The organism is Arthrobacter sp. MMS24-S77, from assembly GCF_054888235.1.
The window spans coordinates 389,862-408,720 of the sequence record NZ_JBTZRN010000001.1; the positions used below are offsets into that span (position 1 = coordinate 389,862).

Consider the following 18,859-nt stretch of genomic DNA (forward strand, 5'->3'; position numbering starts at 1 on the left):
AAGTTCAGTGCAGGGGCTTACCCTTTCGTGACGCCGGCGAGGAGTCCTTTCGCGTCTTCCGGGGAGGTGGGCAGGGGAAAGTACTCCAGGCGCGTGGGCATGAGCGCGCCATCTGCCAGCACATCAAGGTGGACCTTGCATTCCACCAGCCGGGCAAGGTTTGCCTCGGAACGACGAAACGCCAGATGGACAGCGCTGTTGCGGTACATGGCGACCGCTCCGGTACCCCGGAGGTCCCTTGAAACGGTCTCGCCCACCATGGCCAGCACCGGCCATGGGTGGCATCTGAGTTCGTGCGGCTGCCGGAGCGCGATGACGGCCAGGACGTGCGCCTGGACATGTTCCGGACCCGAGGCGAACAACTCATGGATGAAGCCCTGAAAATGGGCTGGCGTGGCCAAACCGGTATAGACATCGGTGCAGGAAATGACGGACTCGGGGTCCGCCCCTTCCGCCCAACCTTCGGCCAAGGACTGCAGGGCATCAAGATCGAGACGGCGGTCCGCGGCTGCGAAAAGTGCACGGAAGTCCGTCATTGTTTCGCTGATGCCCACTCCGCTTCTGGCTCGGGCCGCGCCCAGTGACCTGGCGGTCCCGGCAGGCACGACGGAGCCGGTCTCCAGCGATGTAACGGTCAACTCGACCTCTGGCTGGAGCCAGTCGGTCCTGACGCGCCAGCCTCGTTTGAAGCTGACCGCTTGCCATTTGTTCAAGAGCCGATACATATCGGACTGACGCTCAGAGCAGATTTTTGGCGGGAACGGATTCATAATCAAGCAGTGTTTCCGGGTCTGGAATCATGACGGATCCCGCGTGGACCGGAAATCTCCCGGAAGAATAGATTCCGAATCCGCGTCATGACTGGCGGACTCCGGCCACTGTGTGTATATGGTCAGGAATTTCTACGCTTTCGGGGAAGCCGTTGATGGCTCCTAGTACTACCTCTTCAACAGCCGACGCTGTCAGCGACGGCCAACTCATCGCCATGGTCCGTAGTGGGGACCTGAGTGCCTATGACGGGCTGTACGCTCGGCACGTCTCCATCGCCTCCACTGTGGCTCGCAAAAACGTTGACAACCTCAGTGACGCCGACGACGTTGTTGCTGAAGCATTCCAGTCCGTTCTGCAGAGCCTGGTGTCAGGCAAGGGGCCCGAACACTTCTTCCGTGCCTACTTGTTGTCGGCGGTGACCCGGCTTTCCCACCACAAGAACCGGAAAGCCGGCCGCACGTTGCCGACCAGCGATGAGACTGTCCTTGACCACAAAATCACGCCGGACGATCCCGCCATCCGGGCCTTCGAATCACAAACGGTGGCCCGCGCCTTCCGCTCGTTACCGGAACGTTGGCAGTCGGCATTGTGGTACTTGGACGTGGAACGGATGAAACCCGCCGCGGTCGCTCCGATCCTGGGGCTCTCGCCCAACGCCGTCTCCGCGCTCGGCGTGCGGGCGCGGGAAGGGCTGCGGAGGCAGTATCTGCAGATGCACGTCAGCGAGACTCCGCAGGGCGCCTGCACAGAGTTCGTCTCCCAATTGGGATCCTATGTCCGCGGTGGCCTGTCCAAATCGGCCGAGGCGAAAGTGCGGGACCACCTTGATGGCTGCGCCAAATGCACGGCCATGCTACTGGACCTCAAGGACGTCCAGGGAGCCATGCGGGCCGTGCTCCTGCCCCTGATCACAGGTGTCCCCTTGGCCGCCTGGGGAGGGAAGGCCTCAGGACTGGGCGTCGTGGGACAGCTACCTGGGGTATCGGCCGCTTCCGGGGTGGCCGGCATCTCGCAGCCCTTGTTGATGTCGATTTTGGCCGCGCTCGCGGTGGGGCTGGTGGTGGGCGCAGTCGGCATCGTCGAGGTCCTGACGGGCCAGCCCGCACCAAAGGCGTACCAGGATGCCGAGATACGGACCACCCCGCCGCCCCAGCCGACGTCGACGCCGGCACAGCCCCAGGCGCCCGCGCCCGTCGTCTCTGCATCGCCAGCGCCGCCATCGCTTCCCGCGTCGCCGAGCGAGCCGGAGCCACCGCTGATAGCTGAGCCCCTCTTTGCGATACCGATACCGGCCCCAGCGCCGGCGCCTACTGTGACTCGCGTGCCGACGTCGACGTCGACGTCGACCCCGACCCCGACGACGTCGCCGACTCCCACGCCGTCGCGAACCCCCACCCCAACCCCGACGCCAACCCCGACGCCGTCGCCGACTCCCACGCCCTCGCCTAACCGTGCGAAAGTCAGCGGTACCGCGAGTCGGACGGATTCGGGTGCGGATCCCACGACGGCAACGCTGGAACCAGTCTTTACCCTGTCGCCAGGGAGTGGACTCGGGAGGGCCACTGCCGACTTCTCGGTCAATAAGCGTGGCTCGATTTCGGGCAGTTCCATTACGCCGCCCGCGGGCTGGAGTTGCTCGCCGAAGCCGCTCGATCCTTCCAGCATCAGCTGCGCCACGAATTCGGTGCAGCCCGGCGAATTGAAGTTCACGCTCAAGGTCACCATCCCGCATTACTGGCATGGACACACCCTGACGTATGGCTTGAGTGGAACAGGGATTGAGACGAACACCTTCTACTACGACTTCTGAAGAACGTACCGGTCGGGAAATTCCCCACACCCGCGGCGTCACGAAGTACCGATCCGGCTCACTCATTCATCGGCAGTGCCCGGAGGCGGGTAATAGGCACTAAGCATGTTTTAGGGGAGAAATGAAGGCAACGATGTTCGCCGTTGCTGGCTTTGTCGGCGCGGCCGCGGTGTATTGGGCAATGGTCCCGGCGGGCCAGCAGTGGTTCATCCGCAAGTTCAGGACACCTCACCGTTTGAGGAGAACGACGGCGGCTCTCGGCGTCGGGATGATCGCGGCCTTGGCGTCGTGCTCTCTTTTCCCGGACCAGCAGACGTGGCTGCAGGTGGTGGTTGTCCTGGCCGGAACCGGGGTGGTCATTGGAGCGCTGGTTGCCCCGACCCTGCGGATCGACCACACCTTGGCAACGCAGCGCAGGAAGGTCCTTGCGATCGGTGCACATCCGGATGACCTGGAATTGGCATGCGGAGCCACCTTGGCGAAGCTGGTGGACGCGGGCCATGAAGTGCGGACCGTGGTCATGAGCGCCGGGGGCAGGGGTGGCGACAGTGCGGTCCGCGTGGCGGAGGCGGCCACGGGCTCGGATTTCATGGGGGCGTCCGAGGTTCAGGTCCATGACTTCCGGGACACGAGCTTGTCCGATCACGGGCAGGAAATGGTCCAGGTCATTGAAACCCTGATCAACTCCTTCGGGCCGGACGTTGTCATCACCCACTCCGGCCACGATTACCACCAGGACCACCAGGCCGTCCACGCGGCCACCATGCGGGCGGCCCGCCAGCATTCATCGATCCTGTGTTTTGAAAGCCCGTCATCCACCCGGCATTTCAACCCGAGCGTGTTCGTGGATATCGAAGGGTACGTGGACGTCAAGATCCACGCGGTGGCCATGCACCGGAACCAGAAGGGCAAACCGTATATGAGCGCAGAACGGGTCCGCAGTCTCGCGGCCTTCCGCGGCTCCCAGGTCAAGACCTCCTATGCAGAGGGCTTTGAGCCCGTGCGCCTGCTCGGCTCAGCGGTGGGGGAATTCTGATGGCCAGGATTCTGGTGACCGGCGTAGGCGGGCCGGCCGGGTCCTCGCTGGCAAGGCAATTGATGGCACGTGGACACTACGTCCTGGGTGTGGACATGGAAGCGGTCCGCCCGGGTCTGGCGAGCGACACGCTGGTAGTGCCCCCGGCCAGCTCCCCGGACTACGTGCAGACCCTGTGCCATGTGGCGGTGAAACGGGGCGTGGACCTCGTGGTGCCTACGGTAAGTGACGAACTTCCGCAGGTATCCGAAGCCCGGCCCTTGTTCGGCGCCGGGGTGGAGGTGTTGATCGCTCCGCGCTTGGCGGTCCACACCGCGAATGACAAATACCTGACCATGACGGCGCTCAAGGCTGCCGGAATTAGCGTTCCCGAATTCGGGCTCCCTGTGGATTTCGCATCGGCACGGGACGCCCTGGAGTGCCTGGGCGGTCCAATAGTGATCAAGCCGCGCGTTTCGCGCGGCGGAAGGGGAGTGCAGCTTATTGAACACGCACCCGACGCCGGACCTTGGGACGAGCTGGACCGCTCACTGATCGTTCAGCGTTTTGCGCCCGGTACCGAGTACGCGCCGGTGGTTTTGCGGCACGGACCGGACAGCGACCCGGACGACGTCGTGGTGGTTCTCGAAAAGACGGAGCTCAAGGAGGGACGCGTTGGCAACGCCGTCTCGGTCAAAAGGGTGGAGCCGCCGGCAGCCGGGGACGTTGCTGCCCTCGCTATTGCCGCGGTCGGGGTCCTGGGAGTGACAGGACCCGCCGACATCGACATCCGGCGGATGCCGGACGGCAGCCCGGTGATCCTTGAGGTGAACGCCAGATTCGGAGCCAACAGCGCGCAGGCCCCCGAACTGGTTGATGGAGTCCTGCGCAAGTTGCGCGATAGCGTGATCGCAGGGATGGTCTGAGTGACCTTCCTTGAGTTTTTGCTGGAGTTCGTCCGGATCAGCGGCCTCATCATCCTGGGCTTCGGGGCAGTCAAGATCGCCTATGTTCCACTGGCCCTGTTTTTCAATTGGCGCTACCGCGATCGGTCTTCCAAGGACCGGCTGACCATCCTCGACCAGAAACCGCTCGTGTCTGTGATCGTCCCCGGCTATAACGAGGCCGTGGTGATCACCAAGTGCGTGGAATCCATCCTGGCCAGCCGGTACCGCAGGTTTGAAGTGATTCTGGTGGATGACGGTTCCACCGACGGGACGGCCGCCATCATGGCCGCTCTCGCTGCCGAGCATGACAGGGTCCGTTCCGTCACGCAGGCCAACGCCGGAAAGGGCGCGGCATTGAACCGCGGGATTGCCTCCTCCAACGGAGACATCCTGATGTTTGTCGATGCCGACGGGATCTTCGCACCAGACACCCTGGTGCACATGCTCCAGGCGTTCGACCACCCGGATGTCGGTGCCGTGTGCGGCGACGACAGGCCGGTCAACCTGGACCGTGTACAAACCCGCATGCTGGCCGTCCTGAGTCACGTAGGCACGGGTCTTGTGCGCCGGGCTTTGTCCCTCCTGCATTGCCTTCCGATCGTGTCCGGCAACATGGGTGCCTTCCGCCGGGAACTGGTCCACAACGTGGGCGGGTTCCACGAGGACTCCCTAGGCGAGGATCTTGAGCTGACGTGGCGTGTCTACAAGGCCGGGTACCGGGTCCGTTTCCAGCCCAAGGCCTTGGTCTATGCCGAATCTCCATCCACCGTTCGCGGGTTGTGGCGGCAAAGGGTCCGATGGTCCCGGGGACTCCTGCAGACCCTCCGGATCCACTTCGGCATGGTAGGAAACCTCCGCTATGGGTCCTTCGGCGCGTTCCTGGTGTTCAACACCATCACCATGGTGATCATCCCCATCCTGCAGCTCCTGGTACTGACGGTGCTGCCCTTCTTGTATCTGGTTGGTTACGGTCCGGTTCCCGGCGAGGTGCTCGCCATCCTGGGCTGGTTGGGACTCTTCGTTTCCTTGGCGCTCATCGTCATTTCCCTTGGTCTGAACCGTTCATGGCGCGATCTGCGCTATGTGTGGACCTTGCCGTTGTGGCCGCTCTACTCGGTCTTTGTGGGGCTGGCGTTAGCCAGCGCCGTGGGCAAGGAACTCAGGGGAAGCCCTGCACGGTGGAACAAGCTTCAACGCACCGGCGTGGTTTCGGTGCCTGCCGCCGGCCTCAGCCCTCCCGAAATGTCCCGCGCGTGAGCGGCATTCCGGCGGAACTCGCGCGGCCCGCGGCGCTTGCCGGCCTCCTTGCCACAACCGTCCTCCTGAGCGCTTGCGCCACGGAAGAGCAGCCCCGGCCCGCCGAACGCATGGTCAACCTCGGGTTCGAAGACGTAGTTGTAGAGGATCCGGCCCACCTGAAACAGTTGGGTAGGCGGCTCGACGAGGTTCAGGCCACGGCCGTGTCCATCGCCGTGGGACGGACCGATTGGACCGCTTTTCCTTGGGAGGCGCATCCGGAATCCGTGTCCGCCGAGGTCAAACGGACCGGCCGCGATTTTGTAGCCGAATCGATCGCGGCGCTGCAGCAGCCCGGCACGCTGCAGCAGCCCGGCACGGGGCAGCAGCCCGGCACGCTCCAGCAATCCGGCACGGGGCAGCAGAGGGACGTCATCCTCACCATCGACGTCCTGCTGGACAAAGCCATCACCGCCGATCCTTCCTTGGCTGGTCGCAACCCCGTGGGCAAGGCTTCGGGCAGCTTCGCCAGTCTTTCTTCACTTCGGACCGGAGCAGCAGGTACCCGGCTCGCGGAGTTCGCGGCGGCCGTGGCCAAGCGGTATCTGCCCACCGCCGTCAACCTGACCGAGCTCATGTTCGACGAATACACCTTCGGCCCGGACGATCTGCAGGACTTCACATCAGCCATGCACCGGAGCGATTGGCCCCGCCGCGCGGACGGAACCATAGACACTGCCGCCGCGGAGGTGACCACCTGGCGGACCCACGCCATGGCGGACATCGTGCGCAAGGTCCGCTCCGCCGTCGAACCTTTTGGAGTGGACCTGGACATGGATGTCCGCTCGCCGAGCGTGTCCGCCAGCGCGGACCGCGCGGACAGTGGCCAGGACTATGGCCTCCTGTTGGAGCAACTGGACCGGATCCATGTGTGGGAGTACGTGGGCCTCAACAACGAGCGGTCGCCGGGGACGGAAGAGCTCGTCAAGGCGCTGCGGCAGCGTGCCGGGACGCGGTATTCCTTGTCTATCGGACTGTGGTCCGGGGATGGCTCCATTTCTCCGGACGAGCTGGAACGGGCCTTGCGGCTCGCGGCCGATGGGGGTGCGGCATCGGTTTCGGTCACGCCGGCCAGCCTCATGGGTGACGGGCATTGGGACGCGCTCCGCCGGGTGTGGGCACGGTGAGGTCGTGGCGCCTGTTGCCCTCGCCGATTTTAAGCGACAACATTTGAGACGGATTGCCTCCGCCGGAACGGCTGCGGGTAGGATTCCCTAGGAAATATCAGTAATCCGGCTCACAGTATCCAGCGCAGTGTACGGGCCACACCCAACGCCAGAAGGTATTTTTCATGGTTGACACTGCACCTCTCAGCACCGACCTTGCCGCGGAACTCCGGGCCGACGTCCGCCGCGTCTCCACGCTTCTCGGAGAGTCGCTGGTCCGCCAGCACGGCCCGGAGCTGCTGCAACTCGTCGAGCAGGTGCGCCTGCTCACCAAGGAATCCAAGGAAGCCGCCCGGGGCGGTGCTGACGCCACCGGTCCGTGGAGCGCGCACGACGTCGTCGCCCAGGTCCGGGAGCTGCTCGCCTCATTGCCGCTTGAGGAAGCCACTGAGCTGGTCCGCGCCTTCGCCTTCTATTTCCACCTCGCCAACGCAGCCGAGCAAGTGCACCGCGTCCGCGGACTGCGCACCCGTCAGGAAAAGGACGGCTGGTTGGCCAAAGCCGTGGCCGAGATCGCCGATGAGGCCGGGACCCAGGCCCTGCAGGACGTCGTCAACGAGCTGGACGTTCGGCCTATTTTCACAGCGCACCCCACCGAGGCTTCGCGCCGTTCCGTGCTGGACAAGATCCGCAAGCTCTCGGACGTGCTGGCCGAATCCACCCTTGACTGCACGGCCGCCCGCCGTCGCCAGGACCGCCAGCTCGCCGAGATCATCGACCAAATGTGGCAGACGGACGAACTACGCCAAGTCCGTCCCACTCCGGTGGACGAGGCTCGCAATGCCATCTACTACCTGAGCAGCATCCTGACCGACGCGATGCCGGAAATGCTCACGGACCTTACTGAACTGCTGGGGGAGCACGGTGTTGTCCTGCCCGCGCAGAACGCCCCCATCCGCTTCGGCTCCTGGATCGGCGGAGACCGCGACGGCAACCCGAACGTCACCGCCTCCGTCACCCGCGAAATCCTGCAGCTTCAGAACCAGCATGCCGTGCGGATCAGCATCTCCATGATCGACGAACTGATTTCAGTCCTCTCAAACTCCACGGCATTGGTAGATGCGGAAGAGGACCTCCTGGACTCGATCGCCGTCGACCTCAAGAACCTGCCCGGCCTGGACAAACGCATCCTTGAGCTGAACGCGCAGGAGCCGTATCGCCTCAAACTGACGTGCATCAAGGCCAAGCTCATCAACACCGGCCGCCGCGTAGCTGCGTCGAAATACCACGAAGCCGGCCGCGACTACGCGTCCACCTCGGAACTGCTGGCAGAGCTCGAGCTGCTGGAAGCCTCGCTCCGCAAGCACTCGGCCGTGCTCGTGGCCGACGGCGCTTTGGCCCGCGTCCGCCGCGCGATCGCCTCCTTCGGGCTGCACCTGGCGACCCTCGACATCCGTGAGCATGCCGACTACCACCACGACGCCGTCGGGCAGCTGGTTGACCGGCTCGGCGTCGGGACTCCCTACGGGGAGTTGAGCCGCGCGGAACGCTTTGAGCGGCTGAGTGCGGAGCTGGCCTCCCGCCGGCCGTTGTCCGGCCACCCCATCAAGCTCGACGGCGACGGCGACCGCACGTACGACGTCTTCCGCAGCATCCGCCACGCCCTCCAGACCTATGGGCCGGACGTCGTCGAAACCTACATCATCTCCATGACGCGCGGCGCGGACGACGTCCTGGCCGCGGCGGTCCTGGCCCGCGAAGCCGGGCTGATCGACCTCTTCGGCGCGGCTCCCTACGCCAAAATCGGCTTCGCCCCGCTCCTGGAAACCGTGGAAGAGCTGCGTGCCTCGGCCGAAATCGTGGACCTGCTGCTCTCGGATCCCTCTTACCGTGAACTCGTCCGGCTGCGTGGGGATGTCCAGGAGATCATGCTCGGCTACTCGGACTCCAACAAGGAGTCCGGCGTGATGACCAGCCAGTGGGAGATCCACAAAACCCAGCGCAAGTTGCGCGACGTCGCCGCCAAACACGGCGTCAACGTCCGTTTGTTCCATGGCCGCGGCGGCTCCGTAGGCCGTGGCGGCGGACCCACCTACGACGCCATCATGGCCCAGCCCAACGGGGTGCTCGAAGGCGCCATCAAGTTCACCGAGCAAGGCGAAGTCATCTCGGACAAGTATTCCCTGCCGGAGCTCGCCCGCGAAAACCTCGAACTCTCCCTGGCCGCCGTCATGCAGGGCTCCGCGCTGCACCGCACCCCGCGCACTTCCGACGACGAGCGCGAACGCTACGGACACGTTATGGAGATCATTTCCGACGCCGCGTTTGCCCAGTACCGCGCGCTGATCGACGATCCGGACCTGCCCGCGTATTTCCTGGCCTCGACCCCGGTGGAGCAGCTCGGATCCTTGAACATCGGCTCACGGCCCTCCAAGCGCCCTGATTCCGGCGCGGGGCTGGGCGGTCTTCGTGCCATCCCGTGGGTCTTCGGTTGGACGCAGTCGCGGCAGATCGTTCCGGGCTGGTTCGGCGTGGGATCGGGCCTCAAGGCCGCCCGCCTGGCAGGCAACACCGCCGAGCTGGCGGAGATGATGAAGCGCTGGCACTTCTTCCAGTCGGTGATTTCCAACGTGGAGATGACCTTGGCCAAGACGGACATGGACATCGCCGGGCACTATGTGTCCTCCTTGGTTCCGGAAGAGCTGCACCACCTCTTCAAGGCAATCCGGGCTGAGTACGATCTCACCGTTGCCGAAGTGGAGCTCCTGAGCGGCGAAACCGAGCTCCTGGAAGCCCAGCCGACGCTCAAGCGCTCCCTCGAAATCCGCGACCAATACCTCGACCCCATCAGCTACCTGCAGGTGGAGCTCCTGCGCCGCGTCCGCGAAGCCTCCATCTCCGGCGCCGAGATCGACGAACGGCTCCAGCGGGCCATGCTCATCACCGTCAACGGAGTAGCCGCCGGCCTCCGCAACACGGGCTAGCCTTTACTCCCTTCCCGACGCTCGCTCACATATGTGGGTCTTTTGGCGCACGCTCGCTCACTTATGTGGGCGTTTCCGGGCACCCTCCTGCAGATCATCTGCAGGAGGGTGCCGCCGTTTGGGCTCATAGGTGAGCGAGCGTTTCCGGTGGGAGCGTCATAGGTGAGCGAGCGTTTAGGGTTGAGGGATGCCTTCGTTCCAGACCAAGTTGAAGATCACCGGGCTCAAGCCAGGCAATCCACCGGAATCGGTGATGGCCGCTGCGCTCGAGGCCTTGGAGACGCGGCACCACGTCGAATCCAAGCAGCTGGACGTCGTGGGTGGGGTCGCGCAGATCAGTCTTCGTTTCCTCGTGGAGCCGCGCGACTATCCGGGTGAGAACAGCGAGGCCCGAGCGTCGGCAGCCATGATGCGCGACGCCGTCGAACGCGTAGCGCTCACAGGGAACCTTTATGTGCTGCGCCGCAAACGGGGGAAATGGTCGCCGATCTAAAGGCAACGCCTAGAGATGCGGCGGCTCGCCCGGCTCGTCGACCGGCGAGCGGTCGCCCCGGCGGCGCGTGACGATCACGCCCACCACGACGCCGATCAGCAAACCCACGCCGACGCCAATCAGTGAGCTGGCCCAGAACGGTAGCTTCGTCGTCGAGCCGGCAAAGTAACCCAGTCCGGCTTGCCACGTGGCCCACAACAGCCCGCCCAAGCCAGCACACAGACTGAAACCGCGGGTGGAAACCTCGGCGATCCCGGCAGCGGCCGAGGCAGCAAGCCGCCCACCCGGGATGAATCTGGCGCCGATGATCGCGCCGTAGGTCGACGAGCGGCCGGCTTTGGCGATGGCTCGGTGGATGCCCTGATGGATTTTGCGGCCCCACGCCCAACGGTCCAAGACATGGCCCAAGCGGCGCTTGAAGAGCTGGAAAACAATCATGTCCCCCAACCAAGATGCGCCGGCGGCCAACAAACCCACGAGCCACAGGTTGACTCGGCCCTCGGCAGCCAGCGCGCCACCCGTGATCACCAGCATCTCGGAGGGGATGGGCGGGAAGAAGGCGTCGCCCACCACCATGGGGATGATCCAAACATAGATCGCGGCTCCCCAGCCATCGGCGTTGGTGATGTCCATGGGCACAAATTACCCCACTTTTGGTGTAGCAGACGGGGTGCCGTGCAAGACTGGCGCCATGCGGCTTGAAATCCTGCAAGGTGACATCACCACGCGCGACGTCGACGCGATCGTCAACGCGGCTAACTCATCTTTGATGGGCGGCGGCGGAGTCGACGGCGCCATCCACCGCGCGGCCGGCCGGGAGCTTCTCGCGGCGTGCATGGAGGTGCGAGAACGGTATCCGAATGGCTTGCCGGTAGGCCAGGCCGTGGCCACTCCCGGGTTCAAATTGCCTGCCCGATGGGTGATCCACACCGTTGGCCCCAACCGGCACGCCGGCCAGAACGATCCGGAACTTTTGGCTTCGTGTTTCCGCGAGAGCTTAGGGGTGGCAGTGTCCCTCGGAGCGCGTTCCGTTGCCTTCCCGGCGATCAGCGCGGGGGTCTACGGCTGGGACGCGCGCGAGGTCGCCTCTGTAGCGCTCGACGCCGTCCGTCGCTTCGGCGCCGAAGGCCCCAGTGGACTGGAACTCGTGGAATTTGTGCTGTTCAGCGCCGAGACGGCAGACGTGTTCCGGAACGTGTTCGGGGCCCCGGAAGGGTAAGGGGAGCGGGCGCTTTCGCTACCGCGCTTTCGCGGGCGGCGCCAGGCGGGCTGAGCCTGGAGCGTGGTGCCTCGGCCCGACGCTCGCTCAGATATGTGGGTGTTTGGCCGGACGCTCGCTCACTTATGCCACCCAGATGGTCAACGCTCCTGCAGATATGACCCCGAGGTGGACATGTTCCTCAATTTAGGTGAGCGAGGGTTTGGGGAAAGCCCGTCATTGGTGAGCGAGCGTTCCGGGAAAGCCCGTCATAGGTGAGCGAGGGTTTGGGGAAAGCCCGTCATTGGTGAGCGAGCGTTCCGGGAAAAGCCGTCATTGGTGAGCGAGCGTTCCGGGAAAAGCCGTCATTGGTGAGCGAGCGTCAGACCGGGCGGGCCTCGCTTAACTCGAGGCGGCTCCGGTATTCGACGGGTTGCTTGCTGATGGGGTCCACGAAGCGGATGCCGCGGGCCAGCAACTGCAGGGGCCTTGAGTAGTCGTCCGGGGCCTTGTCCAGCAGCTCGGGGTAGAACGCGTCGTTTACGATTCCCAGCCCGAGCGATGCCATGTGCACGCGAAGCTGGTGGGTCTTGCCGGTGTGGGGCTCGAGCCGGTACAGCGCTCGGCGAGCGGTTCCGCCGTCGTCCCCGCCGTCGTCGAACGTTTTTAGCCGCTCAATGCGGGTCTCCGCGTTGGGTTCGCCGTCGATCACCTCGGCGAGAAGGTAGCTGCGGGATTTGGTCATGCGGTTGCGCACGACGGCCGGGAACTCGACGCCGGGAAAGCCTGCGGCGGGTGCCGCGGCAGAGACGCATTCGTACTCCTTTTGCACCTGCCGTTTTTCGAAGAGCACCTGGTATTTGCCGCGGGTCTCCGGATTGGTGGAGAGCAGCAGTACACCGGCGGTCATGCGGTCGAGGCGGTGCATCGGGATGAGGTCCGGCAGGTCCAGCTGGTTCCGGAGCCGGACGAGCGCCGATTCCTGGATGTAGGTTCCGCCCGGGGTGGTGGGCAGGAAGTGCGGTTTGTCCACCACCAGGAGATGCTCGTCCTGGTGCAGGATGTTGATCTCCACCGGCATTCGAGTCTCCGGCGGGAGGGTGCGGTAGTACCAAATGAAAGTGTGCTCTTCGAGGGGGGTCTGGCGGTCAAGGGGTGCGCCACCCTCGCCGACGATCTCGCCGGCGTCGAACCTGTCCTCAATGCCCTGGGGGTCGATATGGCCCCAGCGGTGCATCATGTAGTCCATCGCGGTGTCCCAGGGCCCCTCGTCCGGGAGGCGCAGACGGGTGGCATTGACGCCGTCGCGCACTGGGAGGGGGGATTGCATCACCGGTCCATTCTACCGGGGCTGCCACCAGGCCGCCGACGATAAAAAAATTCTTGACAAGAAAAGTTGTCGGTAGGCACAATGGAAGCATGTTGGACATAGAAGTGATCGAGGATCCCGCCGCGGCGGAAGCGTCGCTGGACCCGATCCGCACCCGCATTCTGCAGGAGCTGGCCGAGCCCGGTTCCGCCACTCAGCTGGCGGTCAAGGTAGGCCTGCCGCGGCAGAAGGTCAACTACCATCTCAAGGCCCTCGAGCGGCATGGGCTCGTCGAGCTTGTGGAGGAACGGAAGAAGGGCAACGTCACCGAACGCGTTTTGCGCGCGACGGCGGCGTCGTACCTGATCTCGCCGGTGGCGCTCGCGTCTGTGGCGCCGGATCCCCGACGCTTCTCGGATCGCTTTTCAGCCTTCTGGCTCCTGGCCCTCGCGGCCCGGACGGTCCAGGAGATGGGCAAGCTGATAGCAGGGGCGGCCGCCGCCAAGAAGAAGCTTGCGAGCTTCGCGATCGACGGCGAAATCACCTTCCGCTCGGCGTCGGACCGCGCCGCTTTTGCCGAGGAACTCGGTGTCGCGGTGACCCGGCTCGTGGACAAATACCACGACGGCGGAGCTGCCGCAGCGGCGAGCGGCGCACGCAAGCACCGACTCGTCGTCGTACTTCATCCCGCACTCAAGACCAACACGCAGCACTCTCCAGAAAAGGAACAGGACAATGACTGACAACCGTGAATTCGAAATAGTGGCCGACACAGAACTGCCCGGCACTCCTGAACGGGTCTGGCAGGCCGTCACTAAGGACACCTCGGCGTGGATGTTCCCCACCGATCAATGGCCGGCCGTGAAAACCGTGGACGAATACCCCAGCCACCTTGTGACCCGGATGGATGGGCCGGATGGCTGGTTCAACCAGTTGGAGCACGTCTTGGAACCGGTCGACGGCGGCCGGGCCAAGCTGCACTATGTCCACAGCGGCATCTTCGCGGATAACTGGGAAGAACAGTACGACGGAGCAAGCAAGCACACCGAGTTTTACCTGCACACCCTGGGCCAGTATCTGCACTACTTCGACGGCAAGCCCGTGGTCTTCACGGACATCCAGGGCCCGGCGGCCTCGCAGACCCCCGACGGTTTCGTGCAACTGAAGAAGGCCCTTGGCGTGGACGGCGTTGCGCAGGGTTCCACTGTTGAGGTGGACGTCGACGGCGTGGGGCGGCTGAGCGGAGAGCTCGACTTCTCCAACCAGCACTTCCTTGGCCTGCGGACGGCCGACACTCTGTACCGCTTCTTCGGCCGCAACTCCTTCGGAGCACCCGTGGGCATGACGGTGCACGATTTCAGCGGCAGCGCCGACTCCGAATTGACTGCCAAGGCGTGGGGCGGGTTCCTGGAGAAGGTGTACGCGTAAAGCTGCGACGCGGGACCCACACAACGGCCCCGGCCCACCAGCGGCCCCGGCCCACCCAACTAATACGAAAGTAGGGGTGGGTCAGGCTGCAGTGACCGGTGTGAGCGTGACGTCGTAGCCGAGGCTGGTGAGTTGCTTGATGGCGTTGTTCTTGGCGCGGGTCGGGTTGATGCGGGTGAAGTGGTCGGCTCCGGGCTCGTTGTAGCACTCTCCGTTGGCGAGCATGTGCCAGGCTGCGGTGAGGATGGAATGTTCGACGGCGACGAGGGCTTTGTTGCGTCCGCTTCGGGCTGTGATGCGGTGGTATCTCGCGGCGAGGTAGGTGTTCTTGGACCGTGCGGCCGACATGGCCGCGGTGCCCAGGGCTGCCTTGAGGTATTTGTTCCCGGGCAGGATGTGCGCGGATTTGATCCGTCCGGCGGACTCGTTGGATCCGGGACTGACGCCGGCCCAGGACGCGAGCCGGGCGGGGGTTTCGAACACGGCCATGTCCGCACCGGTTTCGGCGATGATCACTTCGGCAACTTTGAGGGAGACTCCGGGGATGGTGGCCAGGGCTTCCCTGGCGTCGCGAAAGGGTTCCATCGCCTCCTCGATCCGTGCCGTGAGGGTCTCGATGACCCGGGTGTGGGTGTCGATCTGGTCCAGGTGCAGGCGGGCCATGAACGCGTGGTGGGGTTTGAACCGCCCGGTGAGCGCGTCAACGAGGGCCGGGATCTTCGAGCGCAGCACTCCCCGGGCCATGCCGGCCAGGACATCGGGGTTGCGTTCCCCGTTGATGAGGGCCTCGAGCATGTCCCGGGAGGACACCCCGGTCAGGTCCGAGACCACGGAGGAGAGCTTGATCCCGGAACTCTCCAGGAACTTCTCCAGCCGCTGGATCTCCCGGGCCCGGTCGCGGGTGGCGATCGCACGGGCCCGGGTCAGGTCCCTGAGTTCACGGATCGGTTCCGGCGGCACGAACGAGGCCCGCAACAACCCGAAAGCGGCCAACTGCGCCAGCCAGGCCGCGTCGGAGACGTCCGTCTTGCGCCCGGGGATGTTCCGGGCGGCCTTGGCGTTGACGAGCATCACCGGCAGCGTTTCCTCCATCAGGTAGTAGAAGGGCTTCCAGTAGTCACTGGTCGCTTCCATCACCACCGTGGTCACATGTTCGCGTTCCAGGAACTCCCGCAGTTCCAGGATCTTCTGTGTAGTCGAGCCCCAGGTCGTGACCGTCGACGCATAGGTCCCGGCCCGCGGGCCCGGCACCCGCACGCAGAGTTTCGCGTCGCGTTTGGAGATATCCAACCCCGCGGCCCGCTCGTGAACAATGTCCATTCCTTCTTCCCTCCAACACCCTCAGGCGGCCATCTACTGTGTCCGTCTCGGGGAGGACAGGGAATATGTTCAGGAATCTAATACCCGTGCTTCAAAGCAACAATCCACGGTTCCCGTGGAAGCCCTCCCACACCACGCTGACTCACGGACTCAAGGCACCAACTTGGGTCGGCGTTCACCAAGACGAACACCTCCATGATCACCGAGCCGCCCGGAGAGGGCCAGAGTCCAGGTGCGCCAGACGCATACTTTCCCGGTCCACGGCGCGCTAGCGGCGCTCATCCGCTGACTCGCAGTCAACGTCGTTTTGAGCCCTCTAAACGACAACAACTGCGAGTCAGTTGGGCTTGGTGCGGGCGAAGCCGGGTCAGGCTGCCCAGCCGCGCGCCACCGCATCCAACGCCGCGGCGTAAATCCCTTCCCAATCGGTTCCGGGGTCGTCCATGTTCGCCAGTTCCAGGCTCACGAGTCCGTGGACCTGTCCCCAGATGGACATGGCGATTGTCGCGGCCTCGGCGTCGCGAACAGTCCCCGCATTCTGCGCGGCGGTCACGGCTTCCATTAGGGGAAGCATGGCTTCCGAGGCGACTGCCGGCGTCGGACTGCAGTCCACGTAGGTGGCAAGGGCCCCGCCAAACATGAGCCGGTACAAAGCTGGGTGTTCCAAGGCCCAAGAGCGGTAGGCGAGGCCAAGGCTTCGGAGCCCACCGCTTTCGGCGGCCCGCTGCGAGTCGCCGAACGAGCGGAATCCGTCGTCGACGGCGGCTGTCAGTAGCTGGGCCTTGCCGCCGAAAAGTGAGTAGATCGCGGTGGTTGAGGTTTGGGCTGTTGCAGCTACGTCCCGAAGCGTGACTCGGGCCGGACCGTCGCGGTCTACGAGTTCGGCCGTTACCTGAAGAAGCCGCTCCCGGACGAGTTGGTCATGAACAATGGGTCTTGCCATGCCTTCAAGTGTTTCATAACATTGTTTCATAACAACGTTATGAAACTCGAAGAGTGGAACTTGAATGACGGTTCCCAGACCGAAGGATTGACATGGCACAGGAAGTCTTCCCGGGACGCTTCACGGCGGATGCCGGGCGCGAATCAGTGACCGTTTTCCTCATCGGAATGCGGGCCAACCGTTGGTGGAAAATCGCCAAAGTGGCCCGCGTGGCCTCGGCTATGCCCACCATGCTGCGCCACCTCGCAGCACATCCCGAGTCCGGAATGCTCGGCTGCGAACAGTGGTTCGGGCGCACCACCATGCTGCTCAGCTACTGGGAGAGCCCCGGGCATCTCAGGCGCTTCGCGGCGGACAGGGATTCGCCGCATTTGGGGCCATGGCGGCGTTTCATGAAGGAAGTCGCCGGAAGCGGTGACATAGGCGTGTGGCACGAGACCTATCAAGTGCCAGCCTCGGGAATCGAGGTGGTCTACAACGGTATGCCGCAGTTTGGCCTTGCCAAGGCCACCTCGCATGTCCCGGTCGGCCCGGGCAGCAACACGGCCAAGCAGCGCATGGGTGCCGGGCAACCCAACTGACTCGCAGTTAACGTCGTTTTGAGCCCTGAAAACGACAACAAATGCGAGTTAGTTGGGTGGAGGAAGGGGTGGGGGAACGGGGGAACGGCGAGTTCAGGCGGCCTACGCGACGGCGGCGGCTTGCTTAGGCGCCTTCAAGGTCCTCCGAAGCTGCGGTGAGGCATCGAGCCTGGCCTGGGCATCCCGCAGCGCCAACACGGCCGTCTCAAGCTGGGCCGGCGCCAACGTGTACGGGACGCGCATGAAATGCTCGAAAGCCCCGCCGACCCCAAAGCGAGGCCCTGCCGCCAGTCGCAGACCGAAATCCGGGGCGACGACGGTGAGCGCGGTACTCGACGGCGTGGGCAGCCTGCACCATGCCGTGAGCCCGCCGCGCGGCCGTTCCACGTGCCAATCGGGCAGATGTTCGGCGAGCAGCCCGAGGAGAACTTCCCGGTTCCGTCGCAGCTCCTCGAGCCTGGCATCCAGCGGTTCGGCGAAGGCGCGGACCAGCCGTGCGGCGGCCAATTGCTCGACGACAGGCCCACCCAGATCCATCGTGGTCCGGGTCTGCACGAAGCGGCTGATCAAGTCTTCCTCGGCGCGGATCCATCCGGTCCGGAGCCCGGCCCAATGTGATTTGCTGAGCGACCCGATGGTCACCACCGCCGGACTGAAGGCTGCGAGCGGCGAGGTAGCGACGGCGTCGAGGTTTAGTTCGCGCAGTGTCTCGTCCACCACCAGTACAGTGCCTGTTCCTGCCGCCTCGCGGACCAGGCGGCGGCGCTGGAGATTGGACATGATCCGCCCTGTGGGGTTGTGGAAGTCCGGCACGAGGTAGGCCATGGCGGGGTGTTGGTGGCGCATCGCGGCCACCATCCCCTCGATGTCCCAACCGCCCGACGCCGAACCCGCGCCCGACGCCGAACCCGCGCCCGACGCCGAATCCTTGCCCGACGCCGATGCCGACGCCGGCTCCGGGGCGGGCGGCATCGGCACGGCCACCGTGCGCGAGCCCGAGGCGCGGATGGCATCGAGCGCGTTGGGGTAGCTTGGGTGCTCCACGAGTACCTTTTGTTGCCGCCCGGCGAGGGTCTTCAGGATGATGTTCAGCGCGTGCTGAGCCCCGGAAGTCACTAGAATCTGAGTCGCCTTCGTGGGGATCCCGGCCGCTGTGTAGTGGTCCGCGATGGCTTCCCGGAGGGGCGGAAGGCCGACAGCGTCGTAGCCAAAGCCTGGCAAAAGCGCAGGGAGGTCAATCAACGCATCAGCAAAGGCCCGGTGCACCATCTCGCCGGTTGCCGGAAGGGAGGCATAGGCGAGGTCAAGGATCCCATCGGGAACAGCGAGGCCGGGTCCGCCGACGGGAACGCTTCGGTGCGGAATGCCCGTCCGTCCCCGGCTGCCCTGGCCTCCGCTGAGGAATCCTTGCTCGCGCAGGCTGGCATAGGCAGCGGTGACGGTGGTTCGGCTGACGCCCAAAGTGACGGCGAGTGCGCGTTCGCTGGGCAGCGCGACATCGAGGGGGATGCGCCCGTCCATCACCAAAAGGCGTACGACGTCGGCAAGCTCGCGATAGGCGGGAGCGGCGCCAGTGTTCCACGGGCCTAGGAGACGCACCATGGCTGTGGGGTTCAGGGATCCGGGCATGAGACCAGTATTGCAAACTGGCTATGGAA

At 64.6% G+C, this 18,859-nt stretch carries 17 protein-coding genes; 11 read left to right on the forward strand and 6 right to left on the reverse strand.

Annotated features, from left to right (window positions below; translation table 11 throughout):
* Positions 1-17: 17 nt before the first annotated feature.
* Positions 18-713, reverse strand: a complete 696-nt coding sequence (locus ACX5I4_RS01870; RefSeq protein ID WP_461835162.1) for a hypothetical protein — start codon at positions 711-713, stop codon at positions 18-20.
* A gap of 212 nt (positions 714-925) precedes the next feature.
* Between ACX5I4_RS01870 and ACX5I4_RS01875 the strand changes: the two genes are divergently transcribed.
* The 7 genes from ACX5I4_RS01875 (at position 926) to ACX5I4_RS01905 (ending at position 10,422) form a co-directional block, all read left to right on the forward strand.
* Positions 926-2,581: a zf-HC2 domain-containing protein gene (locus ACX5I4_RS01875; protein WP_461835163.1), complete on the forward strand. Its 1,656-nt coding sequence runs from the start codon at positions 926-928 to the stop codon at positions 2,579-2,581.
* Between the two features lie 121 nt (positions 2,582-2,702).
* Positions 2,703-3,617, forward strand: a complete 915-nt coding sequence (locus ACX5I4_RS01880) for a PIG-L deacetylase family protein (protein WP_461835164.1) — start codon at positions 2,703-2,705, stop codon at positions 3,615-3,617.
* Positions 3,617-4,522, forward strand: coding sequence for an ATP-grasp domain-containing protein (locus ACX5I4_RS01885; protein ID WP_461835165.1), 906 nt, complete (start codon positions 3,617-3,619; stop codon positions 4,520-4,522). The genes ACX5I4_RS01880 and ACX5I4_RS01885 overlap by 1 nt, the downstream gene beginning before the upstream one ends.
* On the forward strand, positions 4,523-5,800 hold the full coding sequence (locus ACX5I4_RS01890) for a glycosyltransferase family 2 protein (protein WP_461835166.1): 1,278 nt from the start codon (positions 4,523-4,525) through the stop codon (positions 5,798-5,800).
* Positions 5,797-6,966 carry a hypothetical protein gene (locus ACX5I4_RS01895; protein ID WP_461835167.1) on the forward strand — a complete coding sequence of 390 codons (1,170 nt, stop codon included), beginning with the start codon at positions 5,797-5,799 and terminating at the stop codon, positions 6,964-6,966. Before ACX5I4_RS01890 ends, ACX5I4_RS01895 begins: the two co-directional genes overlap by 4 nt.
* Before the next feature lie 164 nt (positions 6,967-7,130).
* Positions 7,131-9,929: a phosphoenolpyruvate carboxylase gene (gene ppc / locus ACX5I4_RS01900; RefSeq protein WP_461835168.1), complete on the forward strand. Its 2,799-nt coding sequence runs from the start codon at positions 7,131-7,133 to the stop codon at positions 9,927-9,929.
* 187 nt (positions 9,930-10,116) lie between these two features.
* Positions 10,117-10,422 carry a hypothetical protein gene (locus tag ACX5I4_RS01905; RefSeq protein WP_461835169.1) on the forward strand — a complete coding sequence of 102 codons (306 nt, stop codon included), beginning with the start codon at positions 10,117-10,119 and terminating at the stop codon, positions 10,420-10,422.
* Between the two features lie 9 nt (positions 10,423-10,431).
* On the opposite strand, the gene ACX5I4_RS01910 is transcribed toward ACX5I4_RS01905, so the two are convergent.
* Positions 10,432-11,055 carry a DedA family protein gene (locus tag ACX5I4_RS01910; RefSeq protein WP_461835170.1) on the reverse strand — a complete coding sequence of 208 codons (624 nt, stop codon included), beginning with the start codon at positions 11,053-11,055 and terminating at the stop codon, positions 10,432-10,434.
* A gap of 58 nt (positions 11,056-11,113) precedes the next feature.
* Here ACX5I4_RS01910 and ACX5I4_RS01915 point away from each other — a divergent pair, with 58 nt between their 5' ends.
* Positions 11,114-11,641 carry an O-acetyl-ADP-ribose deacetylase gene (locus tag ACX5I4_RS01915; protein ID WP_461835171.1) on the forward strand — a complete coding sequence of 176 codons (528 nt, stop codon included), beginning with the start codon at positions 11,114-11,116 and terminating at the stop codon, positions 11,639-11,641.
* 361 nt (positions 11,642-12,002) lie between these two features.
* On the opposite strand, the gene ACX5I4_RS01920 is transcribed toward ACX5I4_RS01915, so the two are convergent.
* Positions 12,003-12,950 carry an RluA family pseudouridine synthase gene (locus ACX5I4_RS01920; protein WP_461838626.1) on the reverse strand — a complete coding sequence of 316 codons (948 nt, stop codon included), beginning with the start codon at positions 12,948-12,950 and terminating at the stop codon, positions 12,003-12,005.
* A gap of 89 nt (positions 12,951-13,039) precedes the next feature.
* Between ACX5I4_RS01920 and ACX5I4_RS01925 the strand changes: the two genes are divergently transcribed.
* On the forward strand, positions 13,040-13,672 hold the full coding sequence (locus tag ACX5I4_RS01925; protein ID WP_461835172.1) for an ArsR/SmtB family transcription factor: 633 nt from the start codon (positions 13,040-13,042) through the stop codon (positions 13,670-13,672).
* Positions 13,665-14,357: an SRPBCC family protein gene (locus ACX5I4_RS01930; protein ID WP_461835173.1), complete on the forward strand. Its 693-nt coding sequence runs from the start codon at positions 13,665-13,667 to the stop codon at positions 14,355-14,357. The genes ACX5I4_RS01925 and ACX5I4_RS01930 overlap by 8 nt, the downstream gene beginning before the upstream one ends.
* An 81-nt stretch (positions 14,358-14,438) precedes the next feature.
* On the opposite strand, the gene ACX5I4_RS01935 is transcribed toward ACX5I4_RS01930, so the two are convergent.
* Both ACX5I4_RS01935 and ACX5I4_RS01940 read right to left on the reverse strand, forming a co-directional pair.
* Positions 14,439-15,677: an IS110 family RNA-guided transposase gene (locus ACX5I4_RS01935; protein WP_461835174.1), complete on the reverse strand. Its 1,239-nt coding sequence runs from the start codon at positions 15,675-15,677 to the stop codon at positions 14,439-14,441.
* 367 nt (positions 15,678-16,044) lie between these two features.
* Entirely contained in the window at positions 16,045-16,620 is a 576-nt protein-coding gene (locus tag ACX5I4_RS01940; RefSeq protein WP_461835175.1) for a TetR-like C-terminal domain-containing protein, read from the reverse strand.
* Between the two features lie 92 nt (positions 16,621-16,712).
* Here ACX5I4_RS01940 and ACX5I4_RS01945 point away from each other — a divergent pair, with 92 nt between their 5' ends.
* The gene (locus ACX5I4_RS01945; RefSeq protein ID WP_461835176.1) at positions 16,713-17,201 is read left to right on the forward strand and encodes a DUF4188 domain-containing protein; all 489 of its coding nucleotides are present in this window, start codon (positions 16,713-16,715) and stop codon (positions 17,199-17,201) included.
* 102 nt (positions 17,202-17,303) lie between these two features.
* Here ACX5I4_RS01945 and yczR read toward each other — a convergent pair whose 3' ends face one another.
* The gene (gene yczR / locus ACX5I4_RS01950; protein WP_461835177.1) at positions 17,304-18,830 is read right to left on the reverse strand and encodes a MocR-like transcription factor YczR; all 1,527 of its coding nucleotides are present in this window, start codon (positions 18,828-18,830) and stop codon (positions 17,304-17,306) included.
* Between the last annotated feature and the right edge of the window lie 29 nt (positions 18,831-18,859).

What these genes read in the sequence shown, in the direction of transcription:
- ppc (WP_461835168.1), top strand. Translation starts at nt 7,131, where the DNA reads ATGGTTGACACTGCACCTCTCAGCACCGACCTTGCCGCGGAACTCCGG.
- ACX5I4_RS01920 (WP_461838626.1), bottom strand. Translation starts at nt 12,950, where the DNA reads ATGCAATCCCCCCTCCCAGTGCGCGACGGCGTCAATGCCACCCGTCTG.
- ACX5I4_RS01925 (WP_461835172.1), top strand. Translation starts at nt 13,040, where the DNA reads ATGTTGGACATAGAAGTGATCGAGGATCCCGCCGCGGCGGAAGCGTCG.
- ACX5I4_RS01875 (WP_461835163.1), top strand. Translation starts at nt 926, where the DNA reads ATGGCTCCTAGTACTACCTCTTCAACAGCCGACGCTGTCAGCGACGGC.
- ACX5I4_RS01910 (WP_461835170.1), bottom strand. Translation starts at nt 11,055, where the DNA reads ATGGACATCACCAACGCCGATGGCTGGGGAGCCGCGATCTATGTTTGG.
- ACX5I4_RS01935 (WP_461835174.1), bottom strand. Translation starts at nt 15,677, where the DNA reads ATGGACATTGTTCACGAGCGGGCCGCGGGGTTGGATATCTCCAAACGC.
- ACX5I4_RS01885 (WP_461835165.1), top strand. Translation starts at nt 3,617, where the DNA reads ATGGCCAGGATTCTGGTGACCGGCGTAGGCGGGCCGGCCGGGTCCTCG.
- ACX5I4_RS01945 (WP_461835176.1), top strand. Translation starts at nt 16,713, where the DNA reads ATGGCACAGGAAGTCTTCCCGGGACGCTTCACGGCGGATGCCGGGCGC.
- ACX5I4_RS01880 (WP_461835164.1), top strand. Translation starts at nt 2,703, where the DNA reads ATGAAGGCAACGATGTTCGCCGTTGCTGGCTTTGTCGGCGCGGCCGCG.
- ACX5I4_RS01940 (WP_461835175.1), bottom strand. Translation starts at nt 16,620, where the DNA reads ATGGCAAGACCCATTGTTCATGACCAACTCGTCCGGGAGCGGCTTCTT.
- ACX5I4_RS01915 (WP_461835171.1), top strand. Translation starts at nt 11,114, where the DNA reads ATGCGGCTTGAAATCCTGCAAGGTGACATCACCACGCGCGACGTCGAC.
- ACX5I4_RS01905 (WP_461835169.1), top strand. Translation starts at nt 10,117, where the DNA reads ATGCCTTCGTTCCAGACCAAGTTGAAGATCACCGGGCTCAAGCCAGGC.
- yczR (WP_461835177.1), bottom strand. Translation starts at nt 18,830, where the DNA reads ATGCCCGGATCCCTGAACCCCACAGCCATGGTGCGTCTCCTAGGCCCG.
- ACX5I4_RS01930 (WP_461835173.1), top strand. Translation starts at nt 13,665, where the DNA reads ATGACTGACAACCGTGAATTCGAAATAGTGGCCGACACAGAACTGCCC.